The organism is Halomonas sp. DP5Y7-2, from assembly GCF_019802025.1.
Classification (GTDB): Bacteria; Pseudomonadota; Gammaproteobacteria; order Pseudomonadales; family Halomonadaceae; genus Halomonas; species Halomonas litopenaei_A.
The window spans coordinates 135,067-148,771 of sequence record NZ_JAHVHY010000006.1 but is presented as its reverse complement, the minus strand read 5'-3'; the positions used below and the strand labels follow the sequence as shown (position 1 = coordinate 148,771).

Annotated in this window: 15 protein-coding genes and 1 other RNA gene; 5 read left to right on the top strand and 11 right to left on the bottom strand. The window is 61.9% G+C overall.

All coding sequences use genetic code 11. The features are described from left to right. Window position 1: 1 nt before the first annotated feature. The 3 genes from rsmH to rsmI all read right to left on the bottom strand — a co-directional run bounded on the left by rsmH (window position 2) and on the right by rsmI (window position 2,338). Window positions 2-958, bottom strand: a complete 957-nt coding sequence (gene rsmH, locus KUW18_RS12870) for a 16S rRNA (cytosine(1402)-N(4))-methyltransferase RsmH (RefSeq protein ID WP_222561580.1) — start codon at window positions 956-958, stop codon at window positions 2-4. A gap of 140 nt (window positions 959-1,098) precedes the next feature. Next, window positions 1,099-1,451, bottom strand: an RNA gene (gene rnpB / locus KUW18_RS12865) — RNase P RNA component class A. A 32-nt stretch (window positions 1,452-1,483) separates the two neighbouring features. Next, a complete protein-coding gene (gene rsmI / locus KUW18_RS12860) occupies window positions 1,484-2,338 on the bottom strand; it encodes a 16S rRNA (cytidine(1402)-2'-O)-methyltransferase (RefSeq protein WP_222561579.1) in 855 nt (284 codons plus the stop codon). A 46-nt stretch (window positions 2,339-2,384) separates the two neighbouring features. Between rsmI and KUW18_RS12855 the strand changes: the two genes are divergently transcribed. Genes KUW18_RS12855 through KUW18_RS12840 form a run of 4 tightly spaced genes read left to right on the top strand, consistent with a single transcriptional unit; the run spans window position 2,385 to window position 5,767 of the window. Then, window positions 2,385-4,163 carry a penicillin-binding protein activator gene (locus tag KUW18_RS12855; RefSeq protein ID WP_222561578.1) on the top strand — a complete coding sequence of 593 codons (1,779 nt, stop codon included), beginning with the start codon at window positions 2,385-2,387 and terminating at the stop codon, window positions 4,161-4,163. Further along, the gene (locus KUW18_RS12850; protein WP_261389696.1) at window positions 4,144-4,524 is read left to right on the top strand and encodes a YraN family protein; all 381 of its coding nucleotides are present in this window, start codon (window positions 4,144-4,146) and stop codon (window positions 4,522-4,524) included. Before KUW18_RS12855 ends, KUW18_RS12850 begins: the two co-directional genes overlap by 20 nt. Before the next feature lie 46 nt (window positions 4,525-4,570). Next, window positions 4,571-5,164, top strand: a complete 594-nt coding sequence (locus KUW18_RS12845) for a phosphoheptose isomerase (protein WP_206937288.1) — start codon at window positions 4,571-4,573, stop codon at window positions 5,162-5,164. A gap of 12 nt (window positions 5,165-5,176) precedes the next feature. Further along, the gene (locus KUW18_RS12840; RefSeq protein WP_222163007.1) at window positions 5,177-5,767 is read left to right on the top strand and encodes a BON domain-containing protein; all 591 of its coding nucleotides are present in this window, start codon (window positions 5,177-5,179) and stop codon (window positions 5,765-5,767) included. A gap of 131 nt (window positions 5,768-5,898) precedes the next feature. Here KUW18_RS12840 and KUW18_RS12835 read toward each other — a convergent pair whose 3' ends face one another. The 8 genes from KUW18_RS12835 to zapE all read right to left on the bottom strand — a co-directional run bounded on the left by KUW18_RS12835 (window position 5,899) and on the right by zapE (window position 13,051). Then, window positions 5,899-6,453, bottom strand: a complete 555-nt coding sequence (locus KUW18_RS12835) for a ClpXP protease specificity-enhancing factor (protein ID WP_222561577.1) — start codon at window positions 6,451-6,453, stop codon at window positions 5,899-5,901. Between the two features lie 232 nt (window positions 6,454-6,685). Continuing rightward, window positions 6,686-7,312, bottom strand: a complete 627-nt coding sequence (gene sspA, locus KUW18_RS12830; RefSeq protein ID WP_206937280.1) for a stringent starvation protein SspA — start codon at window positions 7,310-7,312, stop codon at window positions 6,686-6,688. A gap of 181 nt (window positions 7,313-7,493) precedes the next feature. Next, window positions 7,494-8,264: a cytochrome c1 gene (locus KUW18_RS12825; RefSeq protein ID WP_222163005.1), complete on the bottom strand. Its 771-nt coding sequence runs from the start codon at window positions 8,262-8,264 to the stop codon at window positions 7,494-7,496. Next, window positions 8,264-9,523 carry a cytochrome b gene (locus tag KUW18_RS12820; protein WP_222561576.1) on the bottom strand — a complete coding sequence of 420 codons (1,260 nt, stop codon included), beginning with the start codon at window positions 9,521-9,523 and terminating at the stop codon, window positions 8,264-8,266. Before KUW18_RS12820 ends, KUW18_RS12825 begins: the two co-directional genes overlap by 1 nt. After that, entirely contained in the window at window positions 9,523-10,122 is a 600-nt protein-coding gene (gene petA / locus KUW18_RS12815; RefSeq protein ID WP_222163004.1) for a ubiquinol-cytochrome c reductase iron-sulfur subunit, read from the bottom strand. The genes KUW18_RS12820 and petA overlap by 1 nt, the downstream gene beginning before the upstream one ends. Window positions 10,123-10,810: 688 nt before the next feature. Beyond that, complete coding sequence (gene rpsI / locus KUW18_RS12810; protein ID WP_206937268.1) at window positions 10,811-11,200, bottom strand: 30S ribosomal protein S9; 390 nt, start codon at window positions 11,198-11,200, stop codon at window positions 10,811-10,813. A gap of 13 nt (window positions 11,201-11,213) precedes the next feature. Further along, complete coding sequence (gene rplM / locus KUW18_RS12805) at window positions 11,214-11,642, bottom strand: 50S ribosomal protein L13 (protein ID WP_206939133.1); 429 nt, start codon at window positions 11,640-11,642, stop codon at window positions 11,214-11,216. A gap of 242 nt (window positions 11,643-11,884) precedes the next feature. Beyond that, the gene (gene zapE / locus KUW18_RS12800; protein WP_206937266.1) at window positions 11,885-13,051 is read right to left on the bottom strand and encodes a cell division protein ZapE; all 1,167 of its coding nucleotides are present in this window, start codon (window positions 13,049-13,051) and stop codon (window positions 11,885-11,887) included. 204 nt (window positions 13,052-13,255) lie between these two features. Here zapE and KUW18_RS12795 point away from each other — a divergent pair, with 204 nt between their 5' ends. Then, the gene (locus tag KUW18_RS12795) at window positions 13,256-13,687 is read left to right on the top strand and encodes a YhcB family protein (RefSeq protein WP_206937263.1); all 432 of its coding nucleotides are present in this window, start codon (window positions 13,256-13,258) and stop codon (window positions 13,685-13,687) included. Window positions 13,688-13,705: the final 18 nt, after the last annotated feature.

The following is a 13,705-nucleotide window of genomic DNA, read 5'->3' as shown; positions in this document are numbered from 1 at the left end:
CTCAATAGCGCTTGCGCGCCACACGCATCACGGCACTGCGCGCACGCGGGTTGGCCTCGACCTCTTGCGGGCTCGCCTTCATGGCCTTGCCCACGGATTCCAGTCGACGAGCGATCTGATCATCCCGCAACGGTATACCTTTGGGCACATTGGTATCCCCTTTGACGTGGTCGCGGATAAAGCGCTTCACCCGACGGTCTTCCAGCGAATGAAAGCTGATCACCACCAGGTGGCCACCCGGCGCCAACGCCTCGAGTGCGGCGTCAAGGGCGAGTTCAAGCTGATCCAGCTCGCCATTGACGTGGATGCGCATGGCCTGGAACACCCGGGTGGCCGGATGCTTGCCTTTTTCCCAGGCCGGATGGGCCTGTTTGATCACCTCGGCCAGGTCAGCTGTGCGCGTGAAGGGACGCTGCTGACGGCGCTCGATCACCGCCCTGGCGAGGCGTCGCGCAAAACGCTCCTCACCATAGCGCTTGAACACCGAGCTCATCTCGGCTTCATCAACGCGCGCCAACCAGTCAGCAGCACTTTCGCCCTGGGTCGGATCCATGCGCATGTCCAGCGGACCATCGCGTAGAAAGCTGAAACCCCGCTCGGGATCATCCAGCTGAGGCGACGACACCCCGATATCCAGCAAAATGCCCGACAGACGACCATCCAGGCCGCGCGCCTGGGCCACTTCCCTGAGCCGCGCGAACTCGGTCTGCTCAATGCTGAAACGAGGGTCATCGATGGACGCAGCTTCGGCGATGGCCTGGGGATCACGGTCCAGCGCCAGCAGGCTGCCATTATCGTTCAATCGCGAAAGGATGGCGCGGGAGTGTCCGCCACGCCCAAACGTGCCGTCCAGGTAGGTACCGCCGGCATCATGTACCAGGGCATCGACGGCACCGTCGAGCAAGACGCTTTCATGGGCGAAGCCGCGCACGGACGTTTCTGAGGAGGGTGACGGCATGCAGCTCTCGTTCGACGATGATATTCCAACGCGCGGCCAGCCAACGACGCCGTCAGCGGTGGAACTCTCTCGCCACTGGGCTCCTGGCCGCACAGATTCATGAGGCAATGCCCGGGCCGCAGACCCGAGCACAGAACATCTGGGGGAGTCGGCCGATAAGCCGGGTTCTGTCGTGGACAGCCATTCCTCTAGGAGCAGTGTCACCACTGCCCTCAAGCAACCTACCCGAACCCAGCGCGGGCCACGCCAACGGGTTCCTATTTGGTCTTGCTCCGAGTGGGGTTTACCGTGCCACGCACTGTTGCCAGGCGCGCGGTGCGCTCTTACCGCACCCTTTCACCCTTGCCGGCCTCCCTGAGGAGACGTAGGCGGTCTACTCTCTGCTGCACTTTCCGTCGGCTCACGCCGCCCAGGGGTTACCTGGCACTCTGCCCTATGGAGCCCGGACTTTCCTCCCCCGCCTTGCGGCGGCGGCGACTGTCTGGCCAACTCCCGCGGCAAGCATACCAGTGCCCCGCCACCCCCTCAATCCCCGTCCTTCAGTGACTGGGCCTTGGCATACCATGTCTTCTTGGCTCCGCCCAGCACCCGCGCGGCGACACCCGCCGCCTGCTTCACACCGACACCTTCGTCGAGAAGCGCTCGCAGCAAGGTATCTTCCTCCACCGCCTGCCCTGCGGACGCCACCTCAGTCGCTCCGGCCACCATCACCACGAACTCGCCGCGGGCTTGATTGGGATCTTCCTCGATCACCGCAAGAAGCTCCGCCGCCGTGCCATCGAGGAAGGTTTCGAAGGTCTTGGTCAATTCACGCCCCAGCACTACCTGACGATCGCCCAGCAACGCGGCCAGGTCCGCCAGCAGATCCTTGATGCGGTGTGGCGATTCATAGCACACCTGCGTACCTGTATCGGCACGCCAGGTCTCGAGCCGGGCTCGCCGACCGCTGCCCTTGGCGGGCAGAAAACCATGAAAGGTAAAGGAGGAGGTGGGCAGCCCCGCGGCGCTCAAGGCGGTAATCAGGGCACAGGGACCGGGAATCGGCACGATCGAGAAGCCCTGCTGGCGCAGCTCACGCACCACCACGAACCCCGGATCACTGATCAAGGGAGTCCCCGCATCACTGATCAGCGCCACGTCATCACCCTCGAGCAGGCGGCGCTTCAGCAGCTCTACCCGGGACGCCTCATTATGGTCATGCACGGAGACCATCGCAGGCGCGACACCGAGGTGGCGCATCAAGCGCGCGCTGTGCCGAGTATCCTCTGCAGCTACCAGGGCCACCCGCCCCAGCACCGCCGCTGCTCGCGGACTCAAATCTTCCAGATTCCCAATTGGCGTGGCGACCACGTACAATGAACCGGCTTTCACTTCTGACATCTTGGCTCCCTGGGCTGCCATCCGGAACACGGACAAGGAAGGATTCATGAGGACTTTGACTCGCGGCCCCGTGGCCGCTGCTGTACTGGCCATCTCTCTGGCCGGCTGCAGTTTCACACCAAGCATCGTGCAACGGGCCATGGATGACGACCCGGATCAGCTTCTTGCTCAGGCCGCACAGCAACAAGGCACAGAGGCCGCCGAGACCCGCTTGCGAGCGGGCGATATCCTAGCACGCTCCGGGCGGCGCCCCCAGGCGCTCGAGGTACTGAACAACCTGGACGCAAGCCAGCTCTCTGGCGAGAGCCTGCGTGACTGGGCGATGCTGCTCTCTGAGCTGGGTGACAGCGAGGGCAACCCCCAGGCAGTGATCAAGGCGGCTGGCGTGCTGGATGACCTGCAGCTGGCCAGCGACGATGCCAACCTGCTGCGCCTGCGCCAGGGACTCGCCCTGGGTCAGCTGGGCCAGCCCCAGGAGGCCGCCCAAGCGCTGATGCAGGTGCAGAGCGATACCGGCCGGGAAGACATCAACGACGCCATCTGGGACCAGCTCAGCGCGCTCAACAACCGCCAACTGGACGCCCTGTCCCAGCCCGATAACGCCATCGTGACGGGCTGGCTGGAGCTGACCCGCCTGGTCAACAGCAGCGGCGGCGACATCCAGGGGCTTTTTGCCCGCCTTGATGACTGGCGCGTCGCCAACCCGGACCACCCGGCCAATCGCCGCCTGCCCAGCCAGATTGGCAAGCTACGCGAACTGCGCGGCCAGAGCGTGCAGAACATCGCCGTCCTGCTGCCTGAATCCGGCCCGCTGGCGGGAGTTGCCGACGCCATCGAGCAAGGCATCCGCACCCAGCAGTCCAACGTTGTCAACGGTGGCGGCAACGGTGCCCAGCTGAGCTTCCTGGATGCCTCCAGCGCAAGCCTCGACCAACTCTACCAGCAGGCCCAGAGCAGCGGTGCCCAGGTGGTGATCGGTCCGCTCGACAAGAGCGACGTGACTCAGCTGGAAAGCCGGGCCGAGCTGCCGCTGCCCACTCTGGCCCTCAACTACGGTCAATCCGCCGCCAACCAGACCAAGAACCTGTACGAGTACGGCTTGTCTGCCGAAGACGAAGCGCGCCAGGCGGCTCGCCGGGGCTGGCAGGATGGCCATCGCAGTGCGTCCATGCTGGTGCCTGACAACGATTGGGGGCAGCGTGTTGGCGAAGCCTTCTGGAACACCTGGAGCGAGCTCGGCGGCGACATTGCCACCGCGGTTCGCTACAACCCGGGGGCGCCGGCCACCGACAGCACCCGCCGCGCCATCAGCAATCCGCGTCCGGACATGCTGTTCCTGCTGGCTCTACCAGACTACGCGCGCCAGGTTCCGCCGACCATGGAGTACTATTCGGCCTCCAACCTGCCGGTATACGCGACGTCCCACCTGTACGAAGGCTCCCCTCAGCCGCGCCTCGACAAGGACCTCAACGGCGTTCAATTCGCCGATATTCCCTGGAACATCCCCGACGCAGCGGTGGGCGGCGCCGAGGCACTGCCTTACTACGACAGCTACCGCGAACTCAAGGAACAAGGATCGCCCTCCATGTTCCGCCTGATGGCCATGGGCGTCGACGCCTATGAGCTGGCTCGTCGCATGCCCCAGATCCAGGCACTGCCTGGTTCGCGGATTCAGGGCGCTACCGGCACCCTGAGCACCACAGGTGACGGCCGCATCTACCGTGAGCTGCCATGGGCACAGTTCAGCGACGGCGTGCCGGCCCCGGTGTTCAGCGACGGACTCGGCGATAGCGCTGGCGCCAGCAATGCCAATGCGGCCCCCTGACCCCAGGGACGCCGTTCAGCGCGGCCAGGCCATCGAGCGCTATGCACAAGCTTGGCTTGAGCAGCAAGGCCTGCTCCCGGTAGCGCGCAACCAGCGCTTTCCGGGAGGAGAGCTCGATCTGGTCATGCGCGATGGCGACATCCTGGTCTTCGTGGAAGTTCGCCATCGCCGCACCACCCGCCACGGCTCGGCCGCGGAAACCATCACGACGACCAAGCAGCGCCGCCTAATCCGGGCGGCGCGTTTTTATCTGCAGCACAACGGGCTATCATGTCCCTGCCGCTTCGATGTTCTGGCGATCACCGGCGCCCCGCCACAGCTTGAGACCGAGTGGTTGGCCAATGCATTCGAAGCGAACTGACACACCGGGCGTCCCCGCGGATGCCCCCATGGACCAGGAAGGCAGCATGGATTTCCAGAGCCGAATTCTCGGACAATTCAACGACAGCATCGACACCAAGACCTATGCCAGCGAAGTGCTTCCTCCGTTCATCGAGGTCGCCAGCCAGATGATGGTCCAGTGCCTGGTCACCGACGGCAAGATCCTGGCCTGCGGCAATGGCGGCAGCGCCGGTGATAGCCAGCACTTCTCATCTGAGCTATTGAACCGCTTCGAGCGCGAACGTCCCAGCCTGCCAGCCTTGGCATTGACCACTGACACCTCGACGCTGACCTCCATTGCCAACGATTACAGCTACAACGAGGTCTTCTCCAAGCAGATTCGCGCCCTGGGACAGCCCGGCGACGTGCTGCTGGCCATCTCTACCAGCGGCAACTCCGCCAACGTCATCCAGGCCATCCAGGCGGCCCATGATCGCGACATGACCGTTGTGGCCCTGACTGGCCGCGACGGCGGCAACATGGCCTCGCTGCTGGGACAGGATGATTGCGAGATTCGCGTCCCAGCGACGTCCACGGCGCGCATCCAGGAGGTGCACCTGCTGGTCATCCATTGCCTGTGCGATCTGATCGACGAACAACTTTTTGGTGCAAGCGAGTAACGAGTGAATATCATGAAACAACCCCACACCCGTCCCACACGCCCCTTGCTGGCCGCCCTGCTGCTCTCCGTTGCCCTGGCGGGATGCACCACCGTCACCTCGGTGACCAACCCCGGCACCATTGACGAGGACTACGGCGAACGCACCTTGGGTGCCACGGTGGAAGACGAGAGCATCGAGACCAAGGCGGCTCACAACCTGGGACGCACCGATGCTCGACTGGCCGACGCCCGTATCAACGTCGACAGCTACAACGGCGTTGTCCTGCTGACCGGCCAGGTGCCCAGTGCTGAACTCAAGCAGCGCGCCGAAGAGGTGGTCAGCCAAGTGCGCAACGTGCGCCGCGTGCACAACGAACTGACCGTGGCAGCAAACCTGCCCACCAGCCAGCGCCTCAATGACGCCTGGCTAGACACCAAGGCACGCACCGCATTGGCCACCAGCGATCAGGTGGACTCCGGAAGAATCACCGTGGTGACAGAAAACGCCACCGTTTATCTGATGGGACTGGTCACCCACGCCGAGGCGGACCGTGCGGTAAATATTGTCTCCAACGCGGGCGGAATGGAGCGCATCGTCAAGGTATTCGACTACATCGACTGATGCTGCCGGCACCGCGAAAAAAAACGGCGTCCCCATGGGGACGCCGTTTTTATGGCAATAATGCCAGCGCTACCGCCTGATACCCACACCCTGGTGACAGCGCGGCGCACTACCAGGGGTGAGCCCCAGCGTTACTTGATGACCCGCAACGAAGGCCGCCCCTTGCGTGGAGGCTTCGCCTGCCCATCACTCTTGGCGTCGCTCTTGGCATCGCTCTCGGCGCCGGTCTCGTCAGCCTCTGCCGCCGAGGTCCGCTCTTCCTCGCCACTGGACTCAGCGTTCTGCTGGTCCGACGGCTCGGCGTCTGCCTGTGGGCGCTTGACACTCTCAAGCACAGGCGCCTCATCGACATCGTTGGCCTCATCGGTCGGCAACTCAGGCTCATGACCAAACACCATGCCCACACCGTTTTCGCGAGCGTACAGCGCGATCAATGCAGGGATGGGAACAAAGAGAAGCTCTGACTTGCCGCTGAAACGCGCGGAAAACCGAATCATGTCATTGCCCATATGCAGGTCACGCACTGCACTTGGGCCAAGGTTCAGCACGATTTGCCCATTCTGGACAAACTGTCTCGGCACCTCGACATTGTCGTACTCGGCATCAACGACGATATAGGGGGTCAATTCGTTATCCAGCAGCCACTCATAGAGCGCCCTGGCCAGATAGGGTCGACTGGACTTCATACTTTGGCCCTCTTGGTTGGCAAATGGGAACTCGGGTCGTCCCGACCGAGGCCGGCTACCCGGGGTGTCGCCACACTGGGCGTACTCCGTGCCTGCAACCAGGCAGCCGCACCACGGCAACATGCAGAAAGGCGAGAGGCCGCAGCGCTCTCGCCGTCATTCTTTCGGGACCGCTCGCGGCCCCGAACGGCGCGTCGCCACCCAGCACCGACTCTCACCGGGCAGGTTGCCTTCAGGGACGAATTTCGCGCTCGGCTTCGGACAGAGAAGCGCGGAAGCCATCACGAGCAAACACTTTTTCCATGTAGCTCATCAACGGACGCACCTGCTTCTCCGGCAGCTCGATGTTGAGCGCGGGCAAACGCCACAGAATCGGCGCCAGGCAGCAGTCCACCAGAGTGAACTCTTCACTCATGAAGAACGGCATGTCTTCGAAGATCGGCGAGATCCCTATCAAGCTCTCCCGCAGTTCCTTACGCGCCTTGTCGGCTTCTTTCTTGCTGCCGGACAGGATGCGATCGACCATCGGGCACCACTCGCGCTCGATGCGGTGCATCCAAAGACGGCTCTGAGCACGCGCAACGGGGTAGACCGGCAGCAGCGGCGGATGCGGAAAACGCTCGTCCAGATACTCCATCATGACCTTGGACTCGTACAACACCAGGTCACGATCCAACAGCGTCGGCACGCTGTTGTACGGGTTCAGGTCCGCAAGCTCCTCGGGATGCTTGTCGTCAGTCACTTCGACAATATCCACTGCGACGCCCTTTTCAGCCAGCACGATCCGCACACGGTGACTGAAATGGTCCTCGCCACCGGAATAGAAGATCATCGACGACCGCTTGGCCACTACACCCATGAAACAATCCTCGCATCAGTTCAAGCCGGGATGATAACACGACAACCCCCTGTACGGGGGGCAAGAAGGGGACATCTTTCACCCTCGCGCGAGCGTTTTCGCCACACGGGGCGCCACATCATAGCGCACAACGCACGGCGGGCGCATGGTCTCCCATACGCCCGCCCGTGCTGTCACTGCCTCAATGAATGTCGCGCCAATACTCACGCTTGAGGAAGTACGCCACGATGCCGAACAAAAATATGAAGATCAGCACCTTGGGGCCCAGCGCCTGGGCATGAAGCTTGGACGGCTCGCCGACGTAGGCAAGGAAGTTGGTCAGGTCATACACGGCCTGCTCGAACTCCTTGGGCTCCATGCTGCCGGGCGAGGTGATCTGCAGCGTCTCGCAGGACTGGAACTTGCCCGTCAGCGGGTCCAGCTCGGCGTCGCCTACCGCATGATCAGACGCCGCGCAGACCTGCTCCTGAACCCCCTGCAGAGGCTCCAGCACGTTGGGCATACCCACAGACGGGAACACCACATTATTCACCCCGGTCGCCCGCTCGCTGTCGCGATAGAAGCTCAGCAGGTACGTGTAGATCCAATCGGTGCCCCGCAGCCTTGCCTCCAAGGTCAGGTCAGGTGGCGCCTTGCCGAACCACACTTCTGCATCCTCGGCGCTCATGGCCTTGTGCATTTGATCGTTGTAGCCGAGATCCGGCGAAAAGATCAGATTATCCTCGACCAGATCCTGAGGCATATCCAGGTCTTCTGCAGCCCGTGAAAACCGCTGGTACTCGAGCGAATGACAGCCCATGCAGTAATTCACGTAAAGCTTCATCCCGCTCTGCAGAGACGCCTGGTTTTCCAGGTCCGGTGACATGCTGCGCAGATGCACCCCCTCTCCGCCCGCGGCCAAGGCGGCCATGGGGACTAGCGCGAAGAGCAGTGCGAACAGTTGCTTTTTCATTAGCCAGTCACCCTTTCAGGAACGGGTTTGGTCTTCTCCAGCCGGGTATAGATCGGCATAAGCAGGAAGAAGGCAAAGTAGATCACCGTGCAGACCTGGGCGAGCAACGTGCGGCCTGCCGTGGGTGGCAACACCCCAAGCACACCAAGAATCACGAAGCTGATGGCAAACAGCACCAGCATGATCTTCGAGATCCAGCCTTTGTAGCGAATGGAACGCACCGGTGAGCGGTCAAGCCAGGGCAGCACGAACAGCACCGCAATGGCTGCGCCCATGAAGATGACGCCGAGGAACTTGGCATCAAGACCGAACAGCGAGAAGGTAATCGCGCGCAGGATGGCGTAGAACGGCGTGAAGTACCAGACCGGCGCGATATGATCCGGGGTCTTCAAGGGATTCGCCGGCTCGAAGTTGGGCTTCTCGAGGAAATACCCGCCACCTTCGGGGAAGTAGAAGATCACCGCACAGAAGACAAACAGGAACACGGCGACACCCACGATGTCCTTGACCGTGTAGTAGGGATGGAAGGGTATCCCGTCCAGCGGTTTGCCGGTTTCATCCTTCTTGGCCTTGATGTCGATGCCATCAGGATTGTTGGAGCCCACTTCATGCAGAGCAATGATGTGCAGCACCACCAATGCCAGGATCACGATCGGCAGCGCCACCACGTGCAGGGCAAAGAAGCGGTTCAGGGTAATCCCGGAGATCAAGTAATCTCCGCGCACCCACTGGGCCAGATCCGGACCGATGCCGGGGATGGCGGTGAACAGGGAAATGATGACCTGAGCGCCCCAGTAGGACATCTGCCCCCAGGGCAGCAGGTAACCCATGAAAGCCTCGGCCATCAGCGCCAGGTAGATTGCCATGCCGAAGATCCAGACCAGCTCACGGGGCGCCTTGTAGGAGCCGTAGAGCAGACCACGGAACATATGCAGATAGACCACCAGGAAGAATGCCGAGGCACCGGTGGAGTGCATGTAGCGGATCAGCCAGCCGTACTCCACATCCCGCATGATGTATTCGACGGAGGCAAAGGCGCCCTCGGCGCTGGGATTGAAACTCATGGTCAGCCAGACGCCGGTCAGAATCTGATTGACCAGCACCAGCAGAGCGAGGGATCCGAAGAAGTACCAGAAATTAAAGTTCTTGGGCGCGTAATACTCTGACAGATGTTCCTGCCACATCTGGGTCGCCGGAAATCTATCGTCGATCCAGCGCATGAGACCGCGCTCGGCCTTGGCCTTGTTGGGATTTGCCATTACGCACCCTCCCCGTCTTCACCGACCACGATGACCGACTCGTTGACAAAGTAATAGGGCGGAACCTCCAGGTTCACGGGAGCGGGAACGTTGCGAAAGACCCTGCCCGCCAGATCAAAACGCGAACCGTGGCAAGGACAGAAGAAGCCGCCCGGCCAGTCTTCTACCCCCACCCCTTCGGCATTGGGTTCGGGCTTGAACAGCGGCGAACAGCCAAGGTGCGTACAGATCCCTACCAGCACCCCGATCTCAGGCCGAATGGAGCGCAAATGGCCTCCGGCATAGCCGGGCTGCTGCGGCTTGGCAGACTCGGGGTCGGCCAGCACGTCTTCTCCCAGCGCCTCGGTGCGCTCAATCATCTCTGGAGTGCGATTGATGACCCATACAGGCCGCCCGCGCCACTCGACGGTCATTCTCTGCCCCGGCTCGAGCTTCGAGATATCCGCCTGAACGGGGGCCCCTGCCGCCCGCGCTCTGGCACTCGGCTGCCAGGATGCCACAAAGGGAACCGCTACCCCGACAGTGCCGACCGCCCCAACCACGGAGGTAGCACCCACGAGGAAACGGCGCCGCCCCTTGTTCACGCCGTTGTCTGCCATGATCTGGTTTCTCCCATCAGACTTTATCCGTTGTTGTTTTCACGGTCCCTTGAATGTCCGTGACCACGGATACAAGTGGCTTGTATGTTAGGAAATCCCCCCCACCCGCACAAGAAGACCTCCGGGCAAGACCCCCCGTGCAAGCCCCATACATTTGACATGGAACAACTTTATGACGATGTGCCCGAGCGCCCTGCGGCAAAAGAAGGGCCTCAAGCGCATCAAGGCCGCAACTCCAGTCTCACAGGACGGCTAGCGGATCAGCACAAAAGTCCCCATCGAAGCGTCACCAACGGTCGCATCGCGGAACACGCCAGGCACACGCCCGGCCTGGTCTAGTACAGCACTCGCGGCAGACGCAGCGTGGTAAAAGGGGTAGCGCACTGGAAACCAAGAGGGATGCACGCTAGCAAGAAGGGGGCAGCGCAAGGAGACCATCAGAGGTCGAGCTAGAGAAAAAGCGATAGGAAGGGATAAAAGGAAGAGACACAAGAAGAAGCACAAGAAGAGCGACAAGAAGCGGGAGACGCAGAGAGGACACGAGAAATGCACGGAGCGACAGCCCCTGGGACCGAACTCGGGCTCGCTACCGACGTAGACGCCACGCGCACACGCGCAAAAACCGCATCTGAAAACGACAGCGCCCGGGCCAATGGCCCGGGCGCTGTGCGATCGGCAAGCGTATCGATTAACGCTTGGAGAACTGCGGGCGACGACGCGCCTTGCGCAGACCGACCTTCTTACGCTCGACTTCACGTGCGTCACGAGTGACGTAGCCAGCTGCGCGCAGCGGCTTGCGGAAGTCTTCGTTGTACTGCATCAGGGCACGGGTAATGCCGTGACGGATAGCGCCAGCTTGGGCACTGCCGCCGCCGCCCTTGACGGTGACGTAGACGTCGAACTGCTCGAGAGTCTCGGTCAGTTCCAGCGGCTGACGAACCACCATGCGACCGGTAACACGGCCGAAGTATTCGTTCAGGTCACGGCTGTTGACGGTGATCTTGCCGGTGCCCGGCTTCAGGAAGACGCGCGCGGTAGAGGTCTTGCGGCGCCCGGTACCGTAATACTGCTGTGTCATGGCGAAGATTCCCTCAGATGTTCAGTTCTTGCGGCTGCTGGGCAGCGTGCGGATGTTCGGAACCGGCGTAGACCTTGAGCTTGGCGTGCATGGCACGACCCAGCGGCCCCTTCGGCAGCATGCCCTTGACGGCGCCTTCGATGACACGCTCAGGAGCGTGGTCGATCAGCTGATTGAAGGTCATGGAGCGCAGGCCACCCGGGTAACCGGTGTGACGGTGGTACATCTTGTCGCTGGCCTTGTTGCCAGTCACCTTCACCTTCTCGGCGTTGATGACGACGATGTAGTCACCGGTGTCCACATGGGGAGTGTATTCCGGCTTGTGCTTGCCACGCAGGCGGCGAGCAATTTCGGTAGCCAGACGACCGAGCGTCTTGTCCGCGGCATCGACGACATACCAGTCGCGCTGGACGGACTGCGGCTTAGCACTGAACGTCTTCATGGATGAAATCACCAATTCGATGTGTTGGATCTCCCGGCCCTTCTCCTGATAGCGCTTGAATACTCGCGATACCAGGCAGCACCGTGCAGAGATCATCCCTATTTTTCTTGGTTGCCCGACACCACAACCCATCGGGGTGTCGGCACAACGGTCGAGCGAGCGCGCATTCTACACAACCACACGCTCGACGTCACCCTCTGTTTCTCCAGCGGGGTCTTTTCCTGACAGCCAACGGCGGTGGCTCACGGCTTGTGCGGCAAGGCCAGATACTCCCGTGACTGCATTTCCTGCAGCCGCGATAGCGTTCGCTCAAACTCGAACTCGAGCTTACCCCCGTGATACAGCGCTTCGGCCTCCACCTCAGCCGACATCAGCAGCTTCACGCCGCGATCATAGAACTCGTCGACCATGTTGATAAACCGGCGTGCCTGATCATCGGTGGCACCGTCCATCTTGCGCACACAGGACACCAGCACCGTATGGAACTCGCGCGCCAGCTCGATGTAATCGTTCTGACTGCGCGGTCCGTCGCATAGCTCGAGGAAGTCGAACCAGACAACGTCCTCGTGAAGACGACGGGCATGCAGAACCCGATGATTGACCTCGACGGGCACCTGATGCTCACCCTCCTGGCCTGCGATCTCGCGAAAGCTGCGCTCTAGCTCCTGATCTGCCGCATCGTCCAGGGGATGATGGAAGATCTCGGCCCGCTCCAGCGCACGCAGACGGTAGTCCACGCCTGAATCGACATTGACCACCTCACAGTGGCGATTGAGCAAGTCGATCGCCGGCAGGAAACGGGCCCGCTGCAAGCCGTCCTTGTACAAGTCATCAGGGACGATGTTGGACGTGGCCACCAACACCACCCCCCGCTCAAACAGCGCTTCCAGCAAATTCGCCAGAATCATCGCATCGGTAATGTCCTTGACGAAGAACTCGTCAAAGCAGATCACTCGCGCCTCTTCCGCGAACTTGCCGGCGACCAGCCGCAGCGGGTTCTTCTCGCCCTTGCAATGGTCGAGTTCGTTGTGGACGCGCTGCATGAACCGGTGGAAATGCGTCCGCATCTTTTGCGGAAAGGGCAAGGCCTCATAAAACGTATCGACGAGATACGTCTTGCCGCGGCCGACGCCTCCCCAGAAGTACAGACCGCGAATGTCGGGCACCGGCGGCTTCTCCGGCGCCTGGTCACGCCCGAACAACCCCTTTAGACGCGATGTCAGACCTCGCTGCGCCGCTTGAGGTGCTCGCGGTGTCGGCGCCGCGACCAGCTCGTCATACAGCCGCTGCAGCTGCGCCACTGCGTTGGCCTGGGCGGCGTCTTCGGTAAAATCAGCGCGCTGCAGGTCACGCTGATAGCGTTCCTGCGGGGTTTCTGGGCGGCCTGCGCTCGACACAGAAGAGCTCATGTAGCGTCCTGGCTGTCAACAAGTTCGGAGCCGCATTATACGCAGACCACGACAGAATGGCAGGACCGCCGTGCTGAGAGTAACCACCCAGGCGGGGCCCACGGTCAGGACACGGCATTGACCCTTTATGAGACAAAGCCTCTATAATGGCCCGACGCCCGGGGCGAGACGCCCGGCCGTCAGAAAGTGCTCAGGGAGAACCAAGTGGAACCAAGCAACCTCAACATGATCCTGGCAGCGGCTTGCCTGGTGGCAGGCATCGGCCTCGGCGCACTGGGTTACCACCTGCTCAATGGTGGCGCCCGAAGCGCCCAGCGCATGCGCCTCAAGCTGACCGAACGCGAACGCCAGCTGACCGAGTGGAAGGACGGTGTTGATGAGCACCTTCAGCGCATGGAGCAGCTAACACAAAAAGTCTGCCAGGACGCACAGGCACTCAACCGCCAGCTGCATGACTCCGCCCAACAGCTGGGCAGCACGGCCATCAGCCAGGAGAACACCGTGCAGCCCACCGCTGCCGCCGAGGAAGATCTATCGATTCCTCGCGATTACGCCGACGGCAACCGTGGCACACTGTCCGAAGACTTCGGCCTGCGCAGCGCCAATGAGGACGAGCCGCGTCCGCCTCGTTTCTGACCCTAGCCGCTAACCGCA